Annotated in this window: 18 protein-coding genes; 9 read left to right on the top strand and 9 right to left on the bottom strand. The window is 68.8% G+C overall.

The features are described from left to right. Positions 1-10: 10 nt before the first annotated feature. Genes HNQ52_RS10730 through HNQ52_RS10720 form a run of 3 tightly spaced genes read right to left on the bottom strand, consistent with a single transcriptional unit; the run spans position 11 to position 7,733 of the window. Entirely contained in the window at positions 11-3,106 is a 3,096-nt protein-coding gene (locus HNQ52_RS10730) for an efflux RND transporter permease subunit (RefSeq protein WP_183961130.1), read from the bottom strand. Continuing rightward, a complete protein-coding gene (locus HNQ52_RS10725; protein ID WP_183961129.1) occupies positions 3,103-6,567 on the bottom strand; it encodes an efflux RND transporter permease subunit in 3,465 nt (1,154 codons plus the stop codon). Before HNQ52_RS10725 ends, HNQ52_RS10730 begins: the two co-directional genes overlap by 4 nt. After that, positions 6,564-7,733, bottom strand: coding sequence for an efflux RND transporter periplasmic adaptor subunit (locus HNQ52_RS10720; RefSeq protein WP_183961128.1), 1,170 nt, complete (start codon positions 7,731-7,733; stop codon positions 6,564-6,566). The genes HNQ52_RS10725 and HNQ52_RS10720 overlap by 4 nt, the downstream gene beginning before the upstream one ends. Positions 7,734-8,121: 388 nt before the next feature. On the opposite strand from HNQ52_RS10720, the gene HNQ52_RS10715 reads away from it, so the two are divergent. Then, entirely contained in the window at positions 8,122-8,469 is a 348-nt protein-coding gene (locus HNQ52_RS10715; RefSeq protein WP_183961191.1) for a c-type cytochrome, read from the top strand. A 14-nt stretch (positions 8,470-8,483) separates the two neighbouring features. Next, complete coding sequence (locus tag HNQ52_RS10710) at positions 8,484-8,837, top strand: c-type cytochrome (RefSeq protein ID WP_183961127.1); 354 nt, start codon at positions 8,484-8,486, stop codon at positions 8,835-8,837. Between the two features lie 115 nt (positions 8,838-8,952). Here HNQ52_RS10710 and HNQ52_RS10705 read toward each other — a convergent pair whose 3' ends face one another. From HNQ52_RS10705 to HNQ52_RS10695, 3 genes are all read right to left on the bottom strand, one after another. Next, complete coding sequence (locus tag HNQ52_RS10705) at positions 8,953-9,852, bottom strand: hypothetical protein (RefSeq protein ID WP_183961126.1); 900 nt, start codon at positions 9,850-9,852, stop codon at positions 8,953-8,955. 164 nt (positions 9,853-10,016) lie between these two features. Continuing rightward, on the bottom strand, positions 10,017-10,454 hold the full coding sequence (locus HNQ52_RS10700; protein WP_183961125.1) for a nucleoside deaminase: 438 nt from the start codon (positions 10,452-10,454) through the stop codon (positions 10,017-10,019). 22 nt (positions 10,455-10,476) lie between these two features. Further along, positions 10,477-11,064, bottom strand: coding sequence for an NfuA family Fe-S biogenesis protein (locus HNQ52_RS10695; protein ID WP_183961124.1), 588 nt, complete (start codon positions 11,062-11,064; stop codon positions 10,477-10,479). 93 nt (positions 11,065-11,157) lie between these two features. On the opposite strand from HNQ52_RS10695, the gene HNQ52_RS10690 reads away from it, so the two are divergent. Beyond that, complete coding sequence (locus HNQ52_RS10690) at positions 11,158-11,496, top strand: 4a-hydroxytetrahydrobiopterin dehydratase (RefSeq protein WP_183961123.1); 339 nt, start codon at positions 11,158-11,160, stop codon at positions 11,494-11,496. After that, positions 11,493-12,974, top strand: a complete 1,482-nt coding sequence (locus HNQ52_RS10685) for a CPBP family glutamic-type intramembrane protease (RefSeq protein ID WP_183961122.1) — start codon at positions 11,493-11,495, stop codon at positions 12,972-12,974. The genes HNQ52_RS10690 and HNQ52_RS10685 overlap by 4 nt, the downstream gene beginning before the upstream one ends. 20 nt (positions 12,975-12,994) lie before the next feature. Here HNQ52_RS10685 and HNQ52_RS10680 read toward each other — a convergent pair whose 3' ends face one another. Further along, complete coding sequence (locus tag HNQ52_RS10680) at positions 12,995-13,954, bottom strand: RluA family pseudouridine synthase (RefSeq protein ID WP_246387763.1); 960 nt, start codon at positions 13,952-13,954, stop codon at positions 12,995-12,997. A gap of 431 nt (positions 13,955-14,385) precedes the next feature. Between HNQ52_RS10680 and HNQ52_RS10675 the strand changes: the two genes are divergently transcribed. Beyond that, positions 14,386-18,078: an Rne/Rng family ribonuclease gene (locus HNQ52_RS10675; RefSeq protein ID WP_183961120.1), complete on the top strand. Its 3,693-nt coding sequence runs from the start codon at positions 14,386-14,388 to the stop codon at positions 18,076-18,078. A gap of 135 nt (positions 18,079-18,213) precedes the next feature. Here the strand turns inward: HNQ52_RS10675 and HNQ52_RS10670 are convergent, their stop codons facing one another. Together HNQ52_RS10670 and HNQ52_RS10665 are read right to left on the bottom strand one after the other, a co-directional pair. Beyond that, complete coding sequence (locus tag HNQ52_RS10670; protein WP_183961119.1) at positions 18,214-18,855, bottom strand: response regulator; 642 nt, start codon at positions 18,853-18,855, stop codon at positions 18,214-18,216. Between the two features lie 96 nt (positions 18,856-18,951). Continuing rightward, entirely contained in the window at positions 18,952-19,404 is a 453-nt protein-coding gene (locus tag HNQ52_RS10665; protein WP_183961118.1) for an Lcl domain-containing protein, read from the bottom strand. Between the two features lie 279 nt (positions 19,405-19,683). On the opposite strand from HNQ52_RS10665, the gene HNQ52_RS10660 reads away from it, so the two are divergent. From HNQ52_RS10660 to HNQ52_RS10645, 4 genes are all read left to right on the top strand, one after another. Then, complete coding sequence (locus HNQ52_RS10660) at positions 19,684-20,442, top strand: PspA/IM30 family protein (RefSeq protein ID WP_183961117.1); 759 nt, start codon at positions 19,684-19,686, stop codon at positions 20,440-20,442. 358 nt (positions 20,443-20,800) lie between these two features. Beyond that, the gene (locus HNQ52_RS10655; protein ID WP_183961116.1) at positions 20,801-22,447 is read left to right on the top strand and encodes an AAA family ATPase; all 1,647 of its coding nucleotides are present in this window, start codon (positions 20,801-20,803) and stop codon (positions 22,445-22,447) included. Then, the gene (locus tag HNQ52_RS10650; protein WP_183961115.1) at positions 22,444-23,304 is read left to right on the top strand and encodes a hypothetical protein; all 861 of its coding nucleotides are present in this window, start codon (positions 22,444-22,446) and stop codon (positions 23,302-23,304) included. The genes HNQ52_RS10655 and HNQ52_RS10650 overlap by 4 nt, the downstream gene beginning before the upstream one ends. Continuing rightward, positions 23,301-25,016, top strand: a complete 1,716-nt coding sequence (locus HNQ52_RS10645; RefSeq protein ID WP_183961114.1) for a phosphate ABC transporter substrate-binding/OmpA family protein — start codon at positions 23,301-23,303, stop codon at positions 25,014-25,016. The genes HNQ52_RS10650 and HNQ52_RS10645 overlap by 4 nt, the downstream gene beginning before the upstream one ends. Positions 25,017-25,423: the final 407 nt, after the last annotated feature.

The following is a 25,423-nucleotide window of genomic DNA, read 5'->3' as shown; positions in this document are numbered from 1 at the left end:
TAGCGCGCCGCTACAGCGTCGGCCGCAACGCCGCCTGCGCCACCACCGGATCGGTGCCGCGCGCCCGCGCCACGACCCGCGCAGACGCCAACCGCAGATCATCCAGCATCGCGTAGATCGTCGGCAGGAACAGCAGGCTCACGATTGTCGAGAACGCCAGGCCACCCGCAATCGCCCGCGCCATCGGGTAATACGGCGGCCCGCCACCACCGATCTGCGTGTTCGACAGCGCGATCGGAATCATGCCGAGGATCGCCGTGCCCATCGTCATCAGAATCGGGCGCAGGCGGTCGCGCGAGCCTTGCACCAACGCGTCGGTGCGGCTGAGGCCGGCGCGCCTGAGCGTGTTGATGTGCTCCACCATCACGATGCCGTTGTTCACCACCACGCCCATCAGGATCAATATGCCGATCGATGCCATGATCGAGAACGTGGTGCCGGTGAACGCGAAGACCCAGAACACGCCGAAGATCGAGAACAGGATGCCGCTGAGGATCGCCGCCGGGAACAGCAGCGATTCGAACACCGCGGCCATCACCACGTAGATCATGACGAGCGCGATCAGCATGTTGAAGCCCATCTGCGCGCCGGCCTCGTCGTCGCGCTGGAACGCGCCTTCGAAGGTGTAGCGGTAGCCGGGCGGGAGCGCGACGGTCTTCATCGCGGCTTCCATGATCTTGCGCGCATCGGGCGTGGTGACGCCCTCGCCGAGGTTGGCCTGGATATCGAGCGTGGTCTGGCGGTCGACGCGATTGACGCGTGTGGCGGAGGGCCGCACGTCCACGTCCACCACGGACAGCAGCGGAATGGATTCGCCGTTCGGCGCGCGCAGGGTGAAGCCCGCGAGATCTTCGATGCGGAAATCGTCCGCGCCCGCGAATCGCACCTGCACCGGCACCTCGACATCGCCGCGACGGAACTCGCGCAGCGGCGTGCCGCGCAGGGCAATGCCCACGTACTGCGCCACTTCCTGCGCCGAGAAGCCATACCTGGCGGCGCGTTCGCGGTCCACGCTCACGGCAAGCTCGCTGTTTTCGTCGCCGGTGTCGACGCGCACGTCGCGCAGTTCCTTGTGCTCGGCCAGCATCGGTACGATCGCTGCGGACAGTTCCTTGAGCGTCTGCGCCGAGTCGCCGACCAGCGAGACGCGGATCCCTTCCTCGCCACCGCCCATGCCGTTGCCGCCATCGAAGCCGATGGTGGCGCGCGCGGACTTCGGCAGCTTCTCGCGCATCGCTTCCTTGATCTCTTCCACGTCGCGCAGGCCGCCGCCTTCGTCGCGCAGGGTGAGCTTGGTGCTGGCCCAGCCCTGCTCGCTGAACCAAGAGTAGACCTGCGTGATCTGGTATTCGTCGCGATGCTGCTGCAGCCAGTCCTCGACGTTCTTCACCTCGTCGGACATCTGCTCCAGGGTGTACGCGCCCTTCCACTGGTAGAAGATGTTGAATTCGCGCCCGCCGTCGTTCGGGAACATGTCGAACTTGGTCATCGTCATCGGCACGATGCTCACGCCGATGATCAGCAGGATGCCCAGCACGCTCCAGCCGCGGTGTTGCAGCGTCCAGCGCAGCAGGCGCGCGTAGCGGTCCTGGAAGCGCGCGATGGCGCCGACTTTCGCCGTCGCCGCGGGCGGTGTCTTGAGGCGCGCCGACAGCATCGGGATGAGGCTGATCGCCACCAGCCACGAGGCCAGCAGCGAGACGGTGATGGTCACCGCGATCTGCACCATGAAGATGCTGATCTGGTTGGTGTCGCCGAAGAGGTTCGGCACGAACACGATGCAGTGGCACAGCGTGCCGGCCGACAGCGCGATGGCGACGTTCCTGGTGCCGACGATGGACGCGCGGCGCGGATCGTCCGGATATTTTTCGCGCTCCTGGTAGATGCTCTCGACCACCACCACGGCATTGTCGACAAGCATGCCCACGGCCAGCAGCAGGCCCATCATCGACAGGATGTTGAGCGTGATGCCGAAGAAATACATGAAGCCGAGCGTGATGATGAAGCACACCGGGATCGCGAGCGTCACCATCAATGTCGATGGCCAGTGGCGCAGGAAGAAGAACAGCACCGCCACCGACAGCACCAGGCCGATGATGCCGGCCTCGCCCAGGCTCATCAGCGACGAGGTCACGCTTTCGCCCTGGTCCTGGATCAGCGTGAGCTGGATCCCTTCGAAGTCGGGTTCCTCGCCGATCGCGTTGATTTCCGCCAGCGCACGGCGCGACACGTCGACGAGGTTCGCACTGCGTTCCTTGTACACGTCGATGCCGATCGCCGGCCGGCCTTCGAGCCTGCGGCCGTAGTCCATGCGCGCCGGCTTGAGCCGCACGTCGGCCACGTCCTGCAGACGCAGGCCGTTGGCACCGATGACGAGCTCGCGCAGCTCGTCGAGGGTGCGCATCTCGCCGATGGGCTGCACGCGCAGGCGGCGGTCGCCTTCGTCGATGGTGCCGGCGGACACGGAAAAGTTCACCGCCTGCAAGGTGGCGGCGAGTTCGTTGAGACTGATGCCGTGGGCGGACAGGCGATCCTGATCGAGTGCCACCTCGATTTCGTTCGGCGACACGCCCGAGATTTCCACGCGCGCGATGCCGGGCAGGCGTTCGAGGCGGCGCTTGAGCCGGGTATCGATCAGATCGTATGAATCGCGCAGGTCGCGCGTGGGTGCCGCAAGACGGACCTGCAGCACCGGCTCGTCGCTGGTCGAGAATTTCTGCACGAAGTAGCGCTGCAGATCGTCGGGCAGGTCGGCGCGGATGGCATCGATGCGATCGCGCGCATCGGAGGCCGCGATTTCGATGTCGCGGTCCCAGTCGCTGAACTCGATGAAGACGTCGCCGCCGTCCGCGCGCGAGCTCGATTGCAGCCGCTTGATGCCCGGCAACGTGGCAAGCGTTTCCTCCACCGGCCGCACCAGGGTGCGCTCCACTTCCTCCGGCGTCGAGCCCGGGTACGGGAGGTTGATGCCGAGGAACGGCGCGTTGATCTCGGGAAACTGTTCCAGCGGCAAGCGCATGCCGGCGATGAGCCCGATCACCACGAGCGACACGAAGAACATCACCGTGGTGACGGGCCGCCTGAGGCTGAGCTCCGCGACGGTCACGCGGGCTGCTCCGCCGCGCCGGCGTCCATGATCGGCTTCGCGCGCTGCACGTAGAACGCGTCGGGCCTGCGGTCGAGCAGCTTGTAGACCACCGGGATGACGAACAGCGTCAGCAGTGTGGACACGGCGAGCCCGCCGATCACGGTGATCGCCATCGGCGCACGCACTTCGGTGCCCTCGCCGTGGCCGATGGCGAGCGGCAGGAAGCCGAGCAGCGCGGTGAGCGTGGTCATCACGATCGGACGCAGGCGCGAGGTGGCCCCGCCGATGATGGCGCGCACCTTCGGCACGCCCTCTTCGCGCAACTGGTTGACCTTGTCGATCAGGATGATGGCGTTCTTGACCACGATGCCCACCAGCAGGATCAAGCCGATGAAGACCACCACGGAAATCGACGAGCCGCTCAGCACCAGCGCCAGTACCGCACCGACGATCGCCAGCGGGATCGTGAACAGGATCACGAACGGATGCAGCAACGATTCGAACTGCGAGGCCATCACGAGGTACACGAGGAAGATCGCAAGCGTGAACGCGAAGATCAGCGAGTTCAGCGAATCGGTCAGTTCCTCGCCCTGCCCGCCGATGTGCATGCCGACACCGGCCGCGAGCGGATTCTGCGCGACCAGTTCGCGGACTTCGGCCACGGCGCTGCCGAGGTCGCCGTAGCGCAGGTTGGCCGAGATCACGGCCACGCGCACCTGGTCGGCGCGGTGGATCTCGCTCGGGCCGGTGGTGGCGACCACCTCGGCCACCGCATCGAGCGTCACCGGACGCGCGCTTTCCGGGTTGACGATGAGACGGCGGATGTCGTCGACCGAGGCGCGGTCGGACTCCTGCGCGCGCACCAGCACGTCGATCTTGCGATCGCGGAAGCTGTAGCGCGTGGCGACTTCGCCGCGCACCTTGCGCACGACGTTGTCGGCGATCTGGCGCGTGGTGAGGCCGAGCGCGGCGGCGCGTTCCTGGTCGAAGCGGATCTGGATTTCGGGAAAGCCGTCTTCCACGGTCGACTTCACGTCGGCGAAGCGGTCCGAGCCCTGCAGCAGCTTCGACAACTGCGTGCCGGCCTGCTGCAGCTCGCCGAGGTCCTGCCCGCGCAGTTCGATTTCCAGCGGCGTGGAGAAGCTGAAGATCTCCGGCCGGCCGAACTTCACTTCGGCGCCCGGGTACTTGCGCATCGTCTCGCGCAGGCCTTCGGTGAGGCGGGCTTCGGTCTGCGCGTCGTGGCCGCGCTCCATGACGATGGTGAGCTTGCCGATGTTCTCGCCGGACTCGGTCGGATTCGCATCGAGGCGCGTGCCGGTCCCGCTCACGCCGTACAGCGCCTGGATGCCGTCGTCGGATTCGTGTTCGGACTGGATGCTGCGTACCAGCGCATCGGTGTCGCGCAGCTGGGTGCCGGCGGGCAACTTCACCGTCATCTCGAAGCGGTCCTGCGCCAGCTGCGGGATCAGGTCCAGGCCGAGCGTGGGCACTAGCGCGAGCGCGCCGAGGAAGGCGGCGAGAGCGACGCCCAGCACCAGCGCCGGCCGGTTCAACGCGCCCGGCAGCAGCCGTGCGTAGGCCGCGGCGGCGTGGTTGTACGGCAGCATCACCACATCGCCGATCCGCGACAGCACGGTGCCGAACACCACGCGCAGGCCGCGGAAGAGTTTCACCACGAGCCACGAGACGGCGAAGGCGATCGCACCGAGCCCGCGCGCGATGCCGTGGCTTGCGGCGTTGAAGCCACGCGCCACCGCGTTGTGCGCCGGCGGGCGCACGTACGGCGCTTCGGGCGCGTAGCCGAGCGGCGACGTGGCCTTGAGCGCCGACAGCATCGGAATCAGCGTCAGCGACACCGCGAGCGACATCAGGATCGCGAGCGACACCGTCAGCGCCTGGTCGCGGAACAGCTGCCCGGCCACGCCTTCGACAAACACCAGCGGCAGGAACACCGCGACGTTGGTGAGCGTGGACGCGATCACCGCCATGCTGACTTCCTGCGTGCCGGTGACGGCCGCCTGCAGCACGCCGAGGCCGCGTTCGCGCGCCTTGGCGATGGATTCGAGCACGACGATGGAATCGTCGACGACAAGGCCGGTCGCGAGCGCGAGCCCTCCGAGCGACATCACGTTGAGGCTCAGGCCGAACTGGCCCATGAAGAAGAACGTCGCGACGATCGAGATCGGCAGCGAGAGCGAAATGACGAACGTGCTCCAGCCGTCGCGCAGGAAGAAGAAGATCATCAGGATCGCGAGCGTGCCGCCGATGAGTGCGTCGAAACGCACGTCGTGCAGGGCCTGCCGGATGAAGATGGCCTGGTCTTCGACGACGGTGAGTTTCGCACCGGCCGGCAGATCGTTTTTCAATCGGTCCAGTGCCACGTGCACCGCGTCGGCCACATTCACGGTGTTGGCGTCGCCTTCCTTGTAGATGGCCAGCTCCACCGCCTCCTCGCCGCCGAGCCGGATGATGGCCTCGCGTTCCTTGTAGCCCTGCTCCACGGTGGCGATGTCGCGCAGGCGCACGGGCAAGCCGCCGGCCGGACCGGCACTGGTCGGCTGCGCGGCTGCGCTGGCGGCGGCGGACGCGGCGGCGGCTTCCGGCGACAGCGCGGCGATGCGCGACGCGGCCGCGGCCGCTTCCTGTGCGGCGCTGTTGTCGGTGCCGCCACTGCCGGTGGTGACGAGCAGGTTGCGCATTTCCTCGATGCCGGCGAACTGGTTGATCGTGCGCACGAGGTAACGCTGCGTGCCCTCGTCGAGGCGACCGCCGGAGATGTTGACGTTTTCCTTGTTGAGCCGATCGATCACCGTTTCGATCGGCAGGCGCAGCTGCGCGAGCTTCTGCTGGTCGATCAGCACCTGCACTTCGTCTTCGAGACCGCCGCCGACCTTGACCGCGGCGACGCCGGCCACCGGCTCCAGGCGCTTCTTGAGTTCGTCGTCGGCGAAGCGACGCAGGCGCATCAGCTCGGCCTCGGCGTTGCCGGTGGCCGCCTCGGTGCCGGTGAGCACCAGACGCACGATCGGTTCGGTGCTGGGATTGAAGCGCAGCAGGACCGGCGGCTTGGCCTCGAGCGGCAGGCTCAGGATTTCGAGTTTGTCGCGCACCTCGAGCCCGGCCTGGTCCATGTCCGTGCCCCAGGCGAATTCGAGGATCACGTCGCTCTGGCCGGTGCGCGAGACCGAGCGCAGCTTGCGCAGGTTCTTGACCACGCCGACGGCCTCTTCCACCGGCTCGGAGATCAGCGTTTCGATTTCCGACGGCGCAGCGCCCGTGTATTCGGTGCGCACGGTGAGCGTGGGGTAGCTCAGGTCCGGCAGCAGGTTGACCTTGAGGTCGGACAGCGCAATCAGGCCGAACAGCACCACCGTGATCGACACCATGAACACGGTGACGCGGCGGCGCACCGAAGTTTCGACCAAGCCGCCCCCGTGCCCCGCGCGGCGGGGCGGATTCGACGGATCGGGGCTCATGGCGTGACCGAAGCGGTGCTGGCGCCGTTGCCGCTCTGCGCGATGGCGGCTTCGGGAACGGGCGCGGCGTTGAGCACTTCGACCTTTGTCCCGTCGCGCAGCGTGATCTTGCCGGCAGTCACCACCGATTCGCCTTCGGCCAGGCCGCTGCGGATTTCGGCAAGGTCGCCGGACAGATAGCCGATCTGCACCGGCACGCGCACGGCGGTGTTGTCGCGCACCGCGAACACGGCGGTTTCGCCCTGGTCTTCGAGCAGCGCGCTGCGCGGCACGGTGAGCGCATCGGCGCGTTCGTCATACACCACGGCCACGCGCCCGAACATGCCGGGCTTGAGCTGGTCGTCGCTTGCGAACGCGCAGGTGACGCGGAAGGTGCCCGAGCCTGCGTCCACCACCGGGCTCACGCGGTCGATGATGCCGTTGAAGGTCTTGCCCGGCAGTGCGTCCACCTGCATGGCGACGGCGGCACCGGCCTTCATCGTGGCCAGTTCGCGTTCGGGCACGTTGAGCACGGCTTCGAGCTGCGCGGCATCGACGATGCGGAACAGGCTCGAGTTGAGCTGAATCAGATTTCCGAGCTTGACCGACCGCTGCGCGATCACGCCGTCGATCGGCGCGACGATGTCGGTGTAGGAGAGTTCGAGGCGCGCCATGTCGTACGCGGCCTTCTGCGTGGCGACGTCGTAGCGGATCTTCTCGTACAGGTCGGCCGCGACCAGCTTGCGGTCGTAGAGTTCCTTCGAGCGGTTCATTTCCGCTTCGAGCTTGCGCAGCAGCGCTTCGGCGCGCTGCACTTCCAGGCGCGGGCGCTCGGGGTCGATCTTCGCCAGCACCTGGCCGGCGCGGACACGGTCGCCTTCTTCCACCAGCAGCTTGAGCAGCACGCCGGAGGTCTTGGCCACCACCTGCGCCTCGTTCGGCGCTTCGAGCGACGCGGTGCCGTTGTAGCTCGCCTGGATCGGCCGCTTGGCCACCTGCGCGGTTTCCACCGGCACCGACGTTTGCGTCTTCTCGTCCTTGCCGGCCGCACCGGCTCCGGCGTTCGCGCTGGCGTCCTTTGCGGCGTCCTGGGTGCCGCCGCCGCAGGCCGCGAGGCCGGCAATGGCCACGGCGAGGACGATCTTCCTTAGGGTATTCATGGAGTTGGCCGAAGTCAGGGGATTCATGGGGACGCCTTGGATGGGCTTGCACTGGTGATATAGTTATCTACAACACCGAACGTGTCAATCACTGGCGACCGGAATGCGCGCAGTCTGGTGTCCGATTCGTTTCGGCGCGCGTGTCGCTAGTCACAGTGACTGGCCTCGGTTCTGTTCGTGACGCGCCGGGAACAGATGCCTCGACGCGGCCGACGGTTGCGTTGCAGCGGACCGCGGAACGCGGCGTTCGTTCGACAGGGTGACGCAGCCGCATGACGATTGCTGCGGCGGGCACGGGCGCGGCACGGACGATGTCTGGTCGAGTCGTGACGGCCGCCGTATAATTCCGGACTTTTGGTGTGCACGTGTTTGCGCGCCGCCCGTCTCCCGTTCACGCGCCGGAACCCAGCCGATGATGCCGACCCTCCGACTTGCCGCCTGCCTCGCGCTCGCCGCGTTCGTATTGCCCGCGTCCGCCCAGCAGCCCGTTTCCGTCAAAGGCGACGCCGCCGCCGGCGAGCTGAAGGTCTACACGTGCACCGGTTGCCACGGCATCCCGGGCTACAAGAACATCTACCCGCACTACCACGTGCCGAAGATCGTCGGCCAGAACTACGACTACATCGTGGCGGCGCTGACCGAATATCAGAAGGGCGAACGCAGCCATCCGACCATGCGCGCGCAGGCCGAGAGCTTCACCGCGCAGGACATCGCGGACATCGCCGCCTACCTCTCCACGCACAAGGTGGGAGACCACAAGTGAGCCGGTTCCATTCCATGATCGATTCGAGCAACGTCCGCCGGCTCTCCTTTGCCGTGGCCGCCGCGTTCCTGTTCGCGGGCGGTGCGGCGACCGCCGCCGACATCGAGGCCGGCAAGGCCAAGTCGGTGGTCTGCCAGGCCTGCCACGGACCGGACGGCAACGGCATCGGCGATCCGCAGTATCCGAACATCGCCGGCCAGTACGCCGACTACCTGGCCAAGGCCCTGCACGACTACAAGTCCGGAGCGCGCAAGAACGCGATCATGGCCGGCTTTGCCACCACGCTGAGCGACGAGGACATCGCCAACCTCGCGGCCTACTTCGCGAGCCAGACGGGCCCGCTCGACGATCTCAGCCATCTGAAGTAACGCGCGGCGCTGAAGCTGCAGAGCGAGTGGAGAGTGAAGAGGAGTGAGACGTGAGTAAAGGCGGCGCTGCCGAGCGCGCCGCACTCCGACGCTCTCACTCGCTTCTCACCCCTCTTCACTCTCCACTCGCTTCACTCTTTCCGCTCGATTCACTCCTGTCGGGCAATCGCGGTCGCGTCTCCGGCGGCTTGCGGCAATTCGCATCGTAGAGCTTGCGGGTCTGCAGCCAGGCCTGCTGTTGCGTGGCAGTGGTGATCTTCTCCCACCAGGCCGCGCACTGCGCTTCCTCCTCCGGGTTCAGCGTGTCCGGATCGTCCTCCTCGACAAACCCGGTAAAGCCGGTCATGCCGCAGCCGCCGCCCATCGCGAGGATGGCCACCTTGCATTCGATGCGGCGATGCGGATCGCCGGGAATCGGAATCGACACGCTCATCGTGGTGGCGGCCACGGCGCGGTCGAGCAGCTCGGTCAGCATGTCCTGCGTTGGGCGCATGCCGGCTTCGAAGCGGCTCGGTTCGTAGACGAGCGGCGATGCCCGGTCGAACGCGGTGGCCGCCTTGGCGAGGCCGGCGATCTGGTAATCGAACACGCGATCGTCCGCGACGTTGCGCCGCAGTTCCTCGATCGCGGCATCGGGAACGACGATGCTGCCGGTGTCGTCGAACAAGGCGGCACGCGCGGCCACGGCCTCGACCGCCGACGTGCGCGGCGCCACCTCGACGGCCTGGAGCGCAGCGTCGCTCGGCGGCGCGGACTGCGGCGCAGGTGCGGGCGCAGCGCGAGGCATCGACGCCTGCGCCGGACGTGTCGCCGCGCGGCGCGGGGACGGCGACTGCGGAGGCGGTGCCGGGGCGGTCGCAGGCACGTTGATGAATTCGATGCGCAAGCCGGACTGCTGCGATGTATCGCGCGGCGCCGGCGGCCACAGCAGCGTGATCAACACCACCAGATGCACGGCCACCACGAGGCCAAGCACCCGCCGCCGCAGTCGTGGCCGCGGCCCGAAGGTCGGCACGGCGGGCCGGGCGGAGAACACGAAACCGGACGCGTCGATGGCCGCTGCTTCAGCGCTGAGATGCGTCCCCTGCCCGCTCAAGCCCCGCGCCCCGGATGGAAAGCGCGCAAGCGTAGAGAGGCGTCACTGAACGAAATGTTTCGCGGCCGCGGCCGCGCGGCGCGCTACTCGCCGATGTCCTCGTTCCACAGTTGCGGCGAGCGCTCGATGAACTCGTGCATGAGCTGCACGCAGCGTGCGTCGTCGAGCACGGTGAGCTGCACGCCGCGGCTGCGCAGCAGGTTCTCCTCACCGAGAAAGGTGCGGTTCTCGCCGATGATCACACGCGGGATGCCGTACAGCAGGATGGCACCGGAGCACATGGAACACGGCGACAGCGTGGTGTAGAGCGTGCATTCGCGGTAGGTCTGCGCGCTCTGGCGGCCGGCGTTCTCGAAGGCGTCCATCTCGCCGTGCAGGATCGGGCTGCCGTTCTGCACGCGGCGATTGTGCCCGCGGCCGATGATGCGGCCTGCGTGCACGATCACCGACCCGATCGGGATGCCGCCCTCGGCGACGCCGAGTTCGGCCTCGGCGATCGCAGCGCCCATGAACTCGTCCATCGGTCGGCCTCAGGCAGTCTTGTCAGGCAGTCTTATAGTACGGCGTCTGGCCGCTGGCGTGGTCGGTCGCGTCGCGCACCGCGGTGACGCCGGGCACCTTTTCCAGCAGGGTTTTTTCCACGCCCTGCTTGAGCGTGACATCGACCATGCCGCAGCCGTGGCAGCCGCCGCCGAAACGCAGCACCACCACGCCCTGCGCGGTGACCTCCTCGAGGCTGACGCGGCCGCCGTGCGAGGCAACCTGCGGGTTGATGTCCGCGTCGAGCACGTAGCGCACGCGCTCGACGAGCGATGCGTCCGCGCCGGGCACGCTGCCCTTCATGCGCGGCGCGCGGATGTTGAGCTGGCCGCCGGTGGCGCTCGGGACGTAGTCGATGTCGGCGCCATCGAAGAACGGCACGCTGCGGGCTTCGACATACACCGAGAAGCCGTCGCAATCGATGATCCATTCGTCGCCGAGCAGATCGACCGGCTCGCAGAACTCGAGCCGCGCGTCGGCGGCGGGCGTGCCCGGGTTGAGCGCGGACAGGCGGATGCCGACGGCGTCGCCGCCCTGGGTCTGCAGCAGGCGGCGGAAGTGGGTCTGCGCGGCGGCGCTCAGTTCGATCATCGCTCGGATATCGGGGTGGACACGCGCCAATTCTAGGCGCATGCGCGCGATTGTTATACTCGGCGTCCACGCACACGCACGAAGACGCACGCCATGACCGATCTCGTCGATCAGCACTGCCAGCCGCGCAAGGGCGACGCCCATCGGCTCGGTGCGGACATCGTGCGCAACCGGCTGCCGCCGGGCTGGGAGATCGTCGACGACGGTGCCGCGATCCGCAAGACATTCCGGTTCAAGGACTACTACCGCACGATGGCGTTCGTGAACGCGCTCGCGTACGTGGCGCATCGCGAAGACCACCATCCGGACCTCGGTGTGCACTACGACCGCTGCGTGGTGACGTTCTCCACGCACGATGTCGGCGGCCTGTCGCAGAACGATCTCATCTGCGCGGCCAAGACCGAGCGCCTCGGGGCCGACGCGCCCGCTTGACCGCCGCACCGGCGCCATCGGGGAGACGCCGCGCGCTGGCGGCCGCGGTCGCGGCGCTCGGCGTCGTGCTCGGGTTCTGGGCGCTGTCGCACGCCATCGTCGCGACATGGCTGGAACGCGAAGCGCTGCAGCGCGCGGCACTGTGGTCGAGCGGATCGACGCCGTGGCGCTGGGCGTTTTCCGACCGCGGCGCGGTGATCGCGCCCGCCAGCCGCAATCTGGACATCCTCGCGCGCGACGGCGACGGACTGCGCGTGCGCGTGCTGCCGCCGGCGGGCTCGCTGGCGCTCGCGCTGCACGGCGAGCGCATCGATCCAGCGCTGGTGACGACGGCGAGCCTGACGGCGGGCAGCGATGCCGGACTCGCGATCACGCTGCTCGGCGAACGCGACGGCACCTATCCGGCCTGGGCCACGGCGCCGCTTCCGCCGCAGCCGGACGCGCGGACGCTGCCGCTGCGGGCCATCGGCGATGCGCCGCTGCACGGCCTGCAACTGCATTTCGAAACCCCCGTCCCCGCGCAGGTGCGGCTGACGTCGCTGGCGCTGCAACCGCCGAGCCAGCTCGCGCCCGGTGTCTGCGCGACGTTCGAATCCGTCGACGAGACGCTGGCGCGCTGCCCGGTGCGACTGGCGCGATTCACCGCGCCGCCGATGGCGACACCGGAGCGCATGCTGTGGTGGCGCGACGCGCTGTTGCTGCAGCGGCCGGGCAGCGTCGTGACCGCGGCGACCGGCGGTCTCTCGCTGGCCGCATTGCTCCCGCTCGATGCCGTGGGCGCACTGCCGTGGCTGCTGTTGCTGACGGCCGCCGTTGCGTTCGTGCTCGCGCTGGCCACGCGCCGACACCCGGCCGCACGCACCCGGCGCGCCGCGGCGTTCGAACTCGCGCTCGCGCTCTGCGTGCCGGTGGCGCTGCTCGGCGCCGGCTGGCCCGGCGACGACGTGCCGCCGCCGATCGCCGCCGTCTTCGTGCTGGCGCTGGCCACCGCCTGCGCGCTGCGCGATCCATCACCCGGCTGGCGTGTGCTAGGCACCGTACCTGCCTGGCGCGCCAGCGCCATGTTCACGCTGCTGGCCGGGTTGGCGGTGATCGGCCTGGGGCTGTTGCTCGGCGACGGCGAACCGTCGCGCACCGCGGCGCCGGACCGCTACTGGCGGTATCCGCTGTGGGCCGTGCTGCAGCAGTGGCTGCTGCTCCGCACGCTCGCGCCGCGCACGCGTCGCCTGTTCGCCGATCCGCTGCCGGCCGCCCTCGCCGCAGGTGCCCTTTTTGCGCTGCTGCACCTGCCCAACTTCGGACTGATGCTGGCAACCTTTGCCGGCGGCAGCGCCTGGGCCTGGCTCGGTTACCGGCATCGCGCGTTGCTGCCGCTGGCGGCGAGCCATGCGGTGCTCGGTCTGCTTCTGGTGGGGCATCTGCCGCCGTGGCTGCTGCGGTCGGCGGAAGTGGGCGGACGCTATCTCATGGCACCGTGAGCGGAACGCCCGCGACGCGGTCAGTCCTTGTCCAGCCGTTCCAGCACGTTCTTCAGCTCGTCCGGCAGCGGCGCGTTCAGCACGTACTCCTGTTCGCCGTCCTTCAGCGCGAACTTCAGCGACGCGGCATGCAGGAACAGGCGTTTGAGTCCGGCCTGCTTCAGCACGCGGTTCGCCGCCTTGTCGCCGTACTTGTCGTCGCCCGCGACCGGGTGACCGGCAAACGCCGAATGCACGCGGATCTGGTGCGTGCGGCCGGTGTCAATCTTCACCTCGGTGTAGCTGTGCGCCCCGGCCCCTTCGATCAGGCGGAAGTGGCTCAGCGATGCCTTGCCCTGCGGATCGACCCGCACCATGCGCTCGCCGCCCTGCAGCGTGGACTTCAGCAGCGGCTGGTTGACGCTGAACTTTTTCTGCGGCAGCGCGCCCACAAGCAAGGTCAGGTAGCGCTTCTCGAGCAGGCCTTCGCGGATGAGCCGCTGCAGCTCGGTCAGGGCCGAGCGTTTCTTGGCGATCACCAGCAGCCCGCTCGTGTCCCGGTCGAGCCGGTGAACCAGTTCCAGCGGTTGGTCCGGCCGCAGGTTGCGCAACAGTTCGATGACGCCGAAGCTGATGCCGCTGCCGCCGTGGGTGGCGATGCCGCTGGGCTTGTTCAGGGCCAGCAGGGCACGGTCCTCGTAGACGATGCTCTCGGCCACGCGCTCCATCGGCCCGCTCGGTGGCTCGCCGTGGTCGGTCGGGGCCTCCAGGCGCACGGGCGGAATGCGCACCTCCTCGCCACCGGCAAGGCGCGTGTCCGGCTTGGCCCGGCGGCCGTCGATGCGCACCTCGCCGGTACGCAATATGCGATAAATCAACGACCTGGGCGCACCCTTGAGCTGCCCGAGCAAAAAATTGTCGATGCGCTGTCCGGCCCGTTCAGGATCGACCCGGACCAGACGCACCCCCGTCGACGGGGTTTTGGGCCCGTTTGCCGCCATTGTCATTCGATTGCTACACTGAAGGGGCGAGAAAGGTCTGATTTCGCTTCACGCTCAAAGATTTGCACAACAAATCTTCAGCGGGTGGCGCGAGTTTCGGGGCAGGTCCGCATGCGTTCAACCACCGCGTCGTGCCCGGCACGACAGCGAGTTTAAACGCATCGCGACTGTTCCGAAGCAGGCAGTCCGCACGGGCGCTCCGACGCAAGGGTGTCCGGCAGGGATCCGGTCGTGCGCCAGGCGCGCGATCCGGAATTTGGTTTTTTTGTTTTGTTTTGAATAGCGCTCCCGCGGGTGAATGCCCGGCGGTTTGAGGCGCTGGTGAATCTGCACGGCGACGGCCTGCGCCAAGGCGCGGCGGTCGCCTCCCGATGTCGGGCGCGGACCCCCGGCGTTCCTCGCGGTGAGAGCGCGTGAGGAATGACAATCCAATGAAGAGAATGCTGATCAACGCGACGCAGCAGGAAGAGCTGCGCGTCGCCATCGTCGACGGACAGAACCTGTACGACATCGACATCGAGCAACCGTCGAAGGAACAGAAGAAGTCCAACATCTACAAGGGCCGCATCACGCGGCTGGAACCGTCGCTGGAAGCGGCGTTCGTGGAATACGGCGGCGAGCGCCACGGTTTCCTGCCGCTGAAGGAAATCTCGTCGGACTACTTCATCGACGGGGTGAATCCGAACAAGGCCACCATCAAGGAACTCCTGCGCGAAGGCCAGGAAGTGGTGGTGCAGGTCGACAAGGAAGAACGCGGCAACAAGGGCGCGGCCCTGACCACGTTCATTTCGCTGGCCGGCCGCTACATGGTGCTGATGCCCAACAGCCCGCGCGCCGGCGGCGTGTCGCGCCGCATCGAAGGCGACGACCGCGCCGCGCTGAAGGAGGCGATGGACCAGCTCAACATCCCCGACGACATGGGGATCATCATCCGCACCGCCGGCGTTGGCCGCGACGCGGAAGAGCTGCAGTGGGACCTCGACTACCTACTGCAGGCCTGGAAGGCGATCACCGACGCCGCGCTGTCCAAGCCCGCCCCGTTCCTGATCTACCAGGAATCGCGCCTCATCATCCGCGCGCTGCGCGACTACCTGCGCGCCGACGTGGGCGAGATCCTCATCGACAGCGAGGAGGTCTACAACGACGCCCGCGAGTTCGTGCAGCAGGTGATGCCGCAGAATCTGAAGAAGCTCAAGCAGTACAAGGACAGCACGCCGCTGTTCAACCGCTACCAGATCGAATCGCAGATCGAGGGCGCGTACGAGCGCACGGTGCGGCTGCCGTCCGGCGGCTCGATCGTTGTCGACCAGACCGAGGCGCTGACCGCCATCGACGTGAACTCCGCGCGCGCCACCAAGGGCGGCGACATCGAGGAAACGGCGTTCAACACCAACCTCGAAGCCGCGGAAGAGGCCGCCCGCCAGATGCGCCTGCGCGATCTCGGCGGCCTCGTGGTCATCGATTTCATCGACATGAGCTCCAACAAGCACCAGCGCGATGTCGAGAACCGTCTCGCGAACGCGCTCAAGCACGACCGCGCGCGCGTGCAGGTGGGGCGCATCTCGCGTTTCGGCCTGCTGGAGATGAGCCGCCAGCGGTTGCGTCCGAGCCTGGGCGAATCGAGCCAGATCGTGTGCCCGCGCTGCGAGGGCCACGGTCGCATGCGCAGCGTGGAGTCGCTGTCGCTGTCGATCATCCGCCTGATCGAAGAACAGGCGATGAAGGACAACACCGCGCAGGTGCTGGTGCAGGTTCCGCACCAGATCGCGAACTATCTGCTGAACGAGAAGCGCCGCGGCATCGCCGAGATCGAGAAGCGGCACGACGTGCCGGTGATCATCGTGGCCGACTCGCAGATGGAAACGCCGCACTTCAACGTGCAGCGCCTGCGCGAGAACGAACTGGTCGAGGAAAACGCGCGCCCGAGCTACCACCGAGTGACGCCGCGCCGCCAGGAAACGCACGCGCTGACGAAGGCGCAGCTGAACATCCCGGTGCTGCCGGCGGTGACTGCGGTGAAGCCGCATGCGCCCGCGCCGGTGCGCGCCGAACGCGAGGATGTGGCGGAGCCGGCGCCCGCGCCGGTGGCGACCGCGCCCGTGGCCGTGCCGACATCGAGCGAAGGCCTGTTCTCGCGCATGATCCGGTTCTTCCGCGGCGCCCCTGCCCCGGCGGCGACACCCGCAAAGCCCGCTGCCGGCGGCGAGAAGCGCCATGAAGCGCGCGGTGGCCGCAACGATTCGCGCCGAGACGGGCGCGATGGCGGCCGCGACGGACAGCGCCGCGACGGTCACCGCGGCGAACGCAACCGCAGCGGCTCGTCGTCGCAGGGCGGACGCAACGCGCAAGGCGCGCAAGGCGGCACGCAGCAGGCAGCTGCGTCGCAGAAGGCGCAGCCCGCCGCCGCTCAGAACGGCAGCGGCCAGAGCGAGGCGCAGAAGCAGCGCGAACAGCAGCGTCGCGAACAGCGTGAAGCCCGCCAGCAATCGCGCCAGGCGCGCGAGCCGCGCGCGGCCGATGCGCAGCGCAACGATGGCGGCCGCAACAAGGATGCCGGCGACGCCCGCAAGGACACTCCGCGCGAGCCGCGTCCGGCAGCGGCGACCGCATCGCTCGCGGTGGCGGACGAGGCTCTGAGCGCCGCCGGCACGGTGTCGCTTCCGCCGTCGGCGGCGCCCGACGCGTCCATTGCCGCGGAGGCCGCGCAAGCGAGCGGCACCACGGCCGCAACCGAGAACACCGACGCGCCAGCGCATGCCGACGGCGACGGCACGCCGGCACGCCGCCGTCGCGGCCGCCGCGGCGGTCGCCGCCGTCGACGCCAGGATGGCGCAACGACCGACAGCGGCACCGCCGGCGTCGCCGGCCAGAGCGAGCTTGACTTCGACGACGAGGACGAGGACGACGAGGAAATGACGCTCCCGACGGCGGCAACGTCGGGCGCTGCAACCGCGTCGGCGCCGCGTCCCGTCTCCACCGCGCGCACGGGTGATGCGGCCGATGGCGTCGTCCCGGCTGCATCGACTGCATCGGCACACGCGCCGCGGCCTGCGCCGGCACCCGCGCCGGCACCCGCACCCGCGCCGGCTCCGGCTCCTGCATCCCGCGCTGCCGTGGCGCCGGCTCCGGTTGCAACGGCCGCAGCCGCGACGACGACGGCCGCGGCAGGCTCGACCGACGTTCCGGTGGCGGCAGATGCGGCGGTCGCTTCGACCGCACGCGCGAGCGCCACGCCGCCGTCGGTCGACGCATCGGAGAGCGGCAGCACCGCGCGACCCGCGTCGCGGTCGACCGCAGACAGCCCGGCACCGGCGTCGCACGATGCCGAGGCGAATACTGCGTCCGGCGGCGTCACGTCACCGGCCTCGGCGGTCGCAGCACCGCCAGCGTCGGCATCGCCGCACGTTCCGGCCCCGTCCCGCGTGCCCGCACCGGCGCCGGCGCCGGCGGCGGCTCCGGCTCCTTCGCCGACGCCGCCCGCAGCATCGACCCCGCCTGCCGACCGCGCCTCCGTGCCCGAGGCGGCCTCCCTGATCCCCGCTTCGCCGGTCGCGCCTGCGCCGAGCGCCGCGGTTAACGCGCCATCGCTGTCGTCCGCGTCGGAGCGGGCCGTTGCGAACGCGGCCGCGGTCGCGGCACCGCGTGCGTCGCCGACAACGCACGCGGCCGAGGCACCGGCAGCCGCCGTCGCCTCCATCACGGCGAGCAGCACCGCGTCCCGGCCGGCCGGCGGCGAAGCGAACGCGGCCGAGGGCACGGCAGCACCCGCCTCCGCGCCACGCGCCGCCGTTCCGCCCGCGGGCGACGCACCGGCCGTGCCGTCGCGGGAGCCGGCACCGCGCGCCGCGGCGCCCGATGCGCGTCCGGGGACCGCGCCGACGTCGGTCGCACCGGCGCCGGCGCCGGCGCCGACACCACGCGCCTCGATCGCGCACGCAGTGGCGAGCGCGCTCTACGCACCGCCGCTGCGCAGCGAATCGGCCGTGCTCGTCCCCCCGCCCGACATGCCGAAGGCAGCCGTCGCCGCGACGGCAGCGGCGCCGCAGCCGACACCCGCGCCGCCGAAGGATGCGGCGCCCGACGATCTCGCTGCCGACCCGGCGGACGCGCCGAAAAACGTCTGATGCGCCACGCCCGGCCCGCGCACCGCGGGCCGGGACCGCATCCGAGGCGTAGACCTGCTCTGCCCGCTCTGCGCCAACGGTCGACGCGCTGGCCACGGTCTGCGCGCGCCCGGACCTGGGCCGCGCAGCCGCACACTAGGCGTTTCCGGTCTCGATCAGTCCGTGCTGCAGCGCAAGCTTCGTCAGTGCGGCGACGCTGTCGTGGCCGAGCTTCTCGAACAGGTTGTACTTGTGCGTGGCGATGGTCTTGGCACTGAGGTTCAGGCGTTTGCCGATCTCGGCCATGCGCAGCCCCTGCACCAGCATCATCGCCACCTCGATCTCGCGCGGCGACAACGCATCGAACGGTGACGACTCGGCCGCGAGGCTGCCGAACGCCAGCTGCTGCGCGATGGACACGCCCAGGTACCGCTTGCCGCGCGCCACGTCGCGGATCGCGCGCAGCAGCTCGCTGGCCGGCGCGCCCTTGCTGAGGTAGCCGCTGGCGCCGGCTTCGAGCAGGCGGCGCGGCATCGGGCCGTCTTCCTGCACCGACACGACGATCACGCGCATCTGCCAGCCGCCGCGCACGATGCGCTCGGTCACCTCCAGGCCGCTGATGCCGGGCAGATGCAGGTCGCACAGCACCACGTCCGGCTTCACGTCGCGCAGCGCCGCGAGCGCGTCCTCGCCCGTGCCCGCCTCGCCGCACACGACGATGTCGGTCTGCTGCGACAGCACCAGCCGGAAGCCGGTGCGCACCAGTTCGTGGTCGTCGATCAGATAGACGCGGATCATGTCAGCCCCGGGCTTCCGCACGGACGGCCGTCCGCGCAGATCGTGCCAAGGATAACGTGCCGGCCCTCGCGCGGCGCGGCATCGCCGCGGCCCGGATCACGCGCCGCCGACGCACAGCGCGCGCTGGCGTTTGGCGCGATAGGTCACCTGCCGCTCGCCGCGCAGCAGGTTCACGGCGATGGCATCGGATATGCCGTTGAACGTGTCGCTCCAGATCCAGCCGTCTCCGAGCTTCAGCGGCGACGCTGCGGCGCAGGCCGTGCCACTGCAGCCGGCGGTGACGGCGCGAACGGCTTCGCCGATGCGGTCGAGCTCGTCCGCCGCGGGCAGGCGCCAGCCGGGGCCGAGCTTGGCGCAGTAGTCGCGCGCGGCGAACCAGTCGACCGCGTAGCCGCTGTCCTTGCGCATCCAGCGCAGTCCGGTCGTGCTGTCGCGCAGCACCTTGTCGTCCACCGTCTCCAGGCGTGTCGATGCGGTCGCCGCGTGCGCCGCAAGCTGCGGCAGGAGTGCGATGCACAGACAGGCCAGCATCCGCGTTTTCGTCGTCATGGCGGTCCCCTCGTGGTGTCGTGGTGTCGTGTTGGCGTCGTGGTGTGATGTGTCGGACGGAGCGGCGCAGCGCCCGTTCTGCGCCGTCGTTGCCAAGGCGTACGCAGCAAGGCAGCGCGCGGCTCAGCGAGTGCCCGCCTGTCCCCGCGCCGTGCCGTTCCGCGTGGGAAGGTGGCGGCCGTCACGTTCGCGGCGAAACCGCGTCCTGACAGGCATCTGCGCCCACTTCGCGGCCGGAAGCTGCGAGAATCCCCGCGTCCACCCTCCGACGGAGCCGGCATGTTCACCCGATTGGCCAATATCGTCCGCGGCTTCTTTTCGCTCTTCATCAAGGGCATCGAGAAGCGCAACCCCGAAGCCCTGCTGGAGCTGGAGCAGGAAAACCTGCGCAAGCAGATCGGCAGCTACAACCAGAGTCTGGCCGCCCACGCGGGGCTGGCCGAGCGTCTGATGAGCCAGGTGCGCAAGCTCGAGGCCGACGAGGCGGACCTGCGCGCCAAGACCAAGGCGCACCTGCGCGCCGGCAACCAGGCCGCGGCCGCGCAGCTCGCGCTGCGCCTGCAGACGGTCACGCGCGAGCTCGACGAAAACCGCAAGCAGGCCGCGCAGGCCGACGAGACCTACAAGAACCTCGTCAAGGCCCGCGACGTGGCGATGAACGCCGCGCGCGCCAAGATCGAAAGCCTCAAGGGCGCGATCAACGACATGAAGATGAAAAACGCGCTGGCCGAAATGAACGAAATGGCCGCCGGCATGATCGGCACCATCGGCGGCTCCGGCGACACCCTCAACCGCCTGCACGAGATGGTGGAAGAGGAACGCACCAAGGCCGCCGGCCGCGCGCGCGTGGCGAAAGATTCGGTCGACATGACCGACATCAACCTCAAGGAATCCGAGCAGCAGGCACTGGCGGACCAGGCGCTGGCGGACTTTGCCGCGGCCGAAGGCCTCAGCATCGAAGGCGCGGCGCCGGCGGCACCGGCGACATCGCGCACGATGGGCGCAGCGACGCCGCAAGCGGGCAGCGAATCGGCGTAGCGTCCGCGTCGTGTGCGCGTCACCGCCCGCCCAGCGAAAGCCCCTCTCCCCCCGGGAGAGGGGTTGGGGAGAGGGTCCGGCGAAGCCCGCCACGTGGCGTGTCCTGACCGATCCACCCGTGGTTACTACACCATCGCGCCTGCCTGAACATTGATTGCCGCCCGCCGCTGATTTCCAACGCGAGTCGTTCGAGAACCAGGATCAAGAGCCACCCCCATCCCAACCCTTCCCCCATCAAGGGGGAAGGGAAAGGGCTCAAAAGCCAAAGCAAGAGTCAGCCTCCGCCATCGTTCCTGCGGCCCTCCGTCCTTTCCATGACGGCGAGAAGCACCTCAAGAGCCACGAAACCGACCGCCCAATGACGCTCGACGCCGACTGCCCCGCCTGGATCCGCGAGCTCGCCCTCGCCTACGAAAGCGGCGCGCATAGCCAGTTCGTGCTGTACGGCGCGGTCTCCGACCGCTTCCCGCTGCAGGGCCACCTCGTCGGACTCACGAAATTCATCGATGCGCAACTGCTCGCCGGCTTCCACGTCGTGTTCTCGTACGACGCCGGCAACGGCCTCGCGGTGCTGCGCGGCGCCGACCGCGTGCAGCAGTGGCCCGCGGCGAAGGAACTGCAACCCTGGCCGCGCGATCCGCGCGCCGCGGTCGAGGTGGTCGCGCGCTACGTGCGCTACCGCGCCAACCTGCGCGCGCTCGGGCGCGGCGACGACGAACACATCGCCTTCATCGTGCGCGGCGCCGACCAGCTGATGCCCGGCAGCCGCCAGGGCGATTTCGAGGTCGCGGGCCTTGCAAGCCTGGTGCGCGATCTCGCCTCCGAGGCACCGTTCGCCGAGCAGCACTTCGTCACCCTGCTGATCGCCGACAACCTCAACGACCTGCATCCCCAGGTCGCGTTCAACCCGCGCGTGTCGCGCATCCGCGTGCCGCTGCCCGATGCCGCCGTGCTGCAGCGCGCGCTCGCACAGTTGCGCGTGGACCATCCCCGCGCCTTCGATGTGAACCAGGGCGATGCACAGGCCGCCGACGCGCTGTCCGGCGTCAGCGTGAGCGCGCTGCAGAGCTTGGTGAAACGCCGCGCGCACGAGGGCAAGGTGCTCGGGCCGACGGACTGGGCGCTGGCGAAGAAGGAGCTGATCGAAGGCGATGCCTCGAATCTCATCGAGTTCATCGAATCGCACCGCACCTTGGACGACTATCACTCCACACCGGCGCTGAAGGCCTGGCTGCGCCAGGACATCGCACTGTGGCGCGCGGCCGACCTGCGCGCGCTGCCGATGGGTTACCTGTTCTGCGGGCCGGTCGGCACCGGCAAGACGTATCTCGTCGAATGCCTCTCGGGCGAGGCCGGCGTGCCGGTGGTCAAGCTCAAGAATTTCCGCGATCGCTGGGTCGGATCGAGCGAAGGCAACCTCGAGAAGATCTTCCGCCTGATCCGCGCGCTCGGTCGCTGCATCGTGTTCGTCGACGAGGCCGACCAGACCCTCGGCCGGCGCGACTCGGGCAGCAGCGACAGCGGCCTGTCCGGCCGCATCTACTCGATGATCGCGCAGGAAATGAGCGATTCGGACAACCGCGGCCGGCTGATGTGGATCCTCGCCTCGTCGCGCCCGGACCTGATCGAAGTCGATCTCAAGCGCCCGGGCCGCGTCGACGTGAAGATTCCCCTGCTGCCCACCACCACCGTGGCCGAGAGCGCAGCGCTGCTCAACGCGCTGCTCAAGCGCTTCGACATCGCGCCCGGTGCCGACGCGATCGCGCATCTGCCGCTGCCGACCCTGCTCACGCCGGGTGCCGCCGAAGCGCTGGCGGTGAAGGTGTATCGCCTGGTGCGCACCGGCCCGATGCAGTCGTTGGCCGCACTCGAACAGAGCCTGCACGGCTACCAGCCGCCGGTGCCGCCCGACACGATGGAGTTCCAGATGCGCATCGCCATCCGCGAAGCCACCGACATGGCCTTCGTGCCCGAAGAGCTGCGCCACCTCGGAGGCGCCGCGTGACGACGAAGCCGCCGTCGTACTGGTGGGCCGCGTTCACCGCGCGGCCGTTCGGCATGCCGATCCCGCCGAACTGGTTCGGCTTGGCCACGTTCGCGATGCTCGGCGCGGTGCTGAGCCCGGGCTTCTTCATCGTCGGCGCCGGGCTCGAGATCGCGTACCTCGCGTGGCTGGCGAACAACAAGCGGTTCCGCGCCACGGTGGATGCGAAGGTGCGCGCGCTGCAGCCGGACGAGCAGCGCTACCGCGCCCTGCTCGATCCGCTCGACGCCGCCGACCGCGCGCGCCAGGCGGCGCTCGAGCAACGCGCCAGCGACATCGTCGCGAGCCTGGACAAGAGCCCGGTGATGGCGGCGCACGCCGACAGCGTGGAACAGCTCGTCTGGCTGCATCTGCGCCTGCTGTCGGCACTGGAGGCGATCTCGCGCGTGGTGGCCACCGCCAAGAAGGAAAGCGCGCGGCTCGCCGACCAGGAAACCTCGATCGATGCACGCCTCGCCGCGAGCGATGTCGATCCGGACCTGCGCCGCAGCCTGGAGCAGCAGAAGGCCGTCATCGACGCACGCCAGGCCGCGCACATCGAAGCGGCGCGGCGCAAGGAGCGCATCGACGCCGAGCTTTCGCGCATCGACCAGCAGGTGGCGCTGATCCGCGAACAGACCCTGCTCGCCACCGACGAATCGCGCATCGGCAGCTCGCTCGACGCACTCACCGCCTCGTTCAACGAAGCCAACCGCTGGCTCGACAGCCAGCGCGACCTCATCGGCTCGCTCGATTTCAACGACTCCGCCTCGCTGCCACGTCACGTGCTGCGCGGCCGCACGTCCCGCACCGCCGTATCCGAAGGAGAATCGCGATGAAATCCTGCACGCGTCACACGCGCCATCAAGGCGGCAACGCCGCCGGCAAGTTCATCACCGTGCTGCTGGTGCTTGCGCTGCTCGGCCTGGGCGGCTGGCTGGCGCTGAAGGACATGGGCGGCGACGACACGCCGCGCGACCGCACCACGGCCAACACGCCCGCGGACGACCGAGACGATGCGCCCGCGACGCCGCCGGGCGACGCGCCGGATCCGATCGAACCGGTCACCGGCACGCCCACGCTCGACCAGCCCGCGCCGTACCAGCCGCAGGGCGACATCGTCGATGTCGACATGAGCGAGTACGCAGGCTATGCGGGCCTCATCGTTGCCAACGGCGGGCTCGCGCCGAACCCCGATTCGTTTTTCGCGCGCAACTATGGCTTCCAGGTACGCCTGACGCTGAGCGAGGAGGAAGGCTGGTCGAAACTCAACAACGGCCGCGTCGCCGCCAGCGTGACGACCGCCGACGTGCTCGCCGTGCTCGGCCGCCAGTTCGACGTGACGGTGCCGGCGCAGATCGGCTTCTCGCGCGGCGCAGACCAGGTCGTGGTCGACAGCGGCATCACCAGCATCAACCAGCTCAAGGGCAAGATCCTCGCGGCCTCGCAGTTCAACGAAAGCGAATTCTTCATCCGCTATCTGGCCTCGGAAGCCGGCGTGCCCGTGAAGGTGCTGCGCGATCTGGACGCGCGCCCGGCCGCCGGCGAGTTGGGCCTGGTGTTCTACGAAGACGCGTTCGTCGCCTGCGACGCGTACGAAGCCGAACTCGGCACCGGCCGGCCGCGGCTCAACGGCTGCGTGGGCTGGTCGCCGCGCACCGACGAAGTGGTCGCGGCGTCCGGCGGCAGCGCGAAGACGCTGGTCTCCAACCGCAACCTGCTGATCGTCGCGGACCTGCTGCTGGTCAACAAGGGCTTCGCGCAGGCCAAGCCCGAATGGGTCAAGGGCCTCGTGCACGGCCTGCTGGACGGCAACCGCCGCGTGCGCGACGAGCCCGAGCGCAACCTCGCCGTGATCGCCAAGGCCTTCTCGTGGAGCGAGGCGGACACGAAGGAAGAGCTCGCCAAGGTGCACCTGTCCAACCTGCCCGAGAACCTCGCGTTCTTCAGCGGCCAGATCGACGCCGCCGGCTCGTTCCAGGGCATCTTCCAGTCGTCGGTGCTCGCCTATGGCAACGTGATCCGGAACCCGGCGGACCCGGCGCGCTTCGTCGACACCACGGCGCTGGATGCGCTGCAGAAGGCCAGCGAATTCGCCGGACAGACCATCGCCATCGCGCCGATCAAGACCGGCGGCAACGTCTCGCTCGAAGGCGACGCGCTGCTGTCCAAGGACATCCGCTTCTTCTTCGAGCCCAACTCGTCGAACCTCGACAACAGCGCGCAGGAAAACGTCGGCTACCTGGAGACGATCAAGAACTTCCTGCAGGTGAGCCCGGGCTCGATCGTGCTGCTGCGCGGGCACGTGGACAACGCGCGCCTGGCCGAATTCGAGAAGCAGGGCGGCCAGCCGCTGGTGCGCAGCATGGCGTTGAAGGCGATGGAACTGTCGCGCCAGCGCGCGCAGGCCGTGCGCGACGCGCTGGTGAAGAAGTATCCGAACATCGGGCCGGAGCGCATCGAGCTCGTCGGCCGCGGCTGGGAAGAACCGGCAGGACCCGACAGCGACCTCAACCGCCGCGTCGAGGTGCAGTGGTTCACGCTCGAATGACGCCCTGAGTGTCCGCGCGGGCCACCGCGCATGGCTGCACACCCGCACACGCGTTCGCTCCGGCGAGCGCGTGTGTCGTTTCCGGGCCCCGAAAATGGCGCTCTGCGCCCTGGCGCGTCGACCATGCGACGCCCGCCGGCACTTTCTGGCGTGCCCGGCCACACACTGCCGACCGATGTCAGAGAACGGATTCACACTTTCCGATAACGTGATGTTTCTTCACACTTAACCGCTTCAATTTCACGATTTGGTGCGGGAAGATTGCACAACGCGGGAAATGTGATCGGCTTCTCATAAATTTTCGCCCCGGTTGATCCGCGCAACCGCGACATCAAAACGCCAACAGATCGACAGGGGGTCTGCTTGCAGAAGATCACGCCACGGTGCCTGGCACCGCCGGACCGGCC

The organism is Chiayiivirga flava (genome assembly GCF_014202825.1).
GTDB lineage: Bacteria > Pseudomonadota > Gammaproteobacteria > Xanthomonadales > Xanthomonadaceae > Chiayiivirga > Chiayiivirga flava.
The sequence above is the reverse complement of the archived record's forward strand: the minus strand, read 5'-3'. Positions and strand labels throughout refer to the sequence as shown.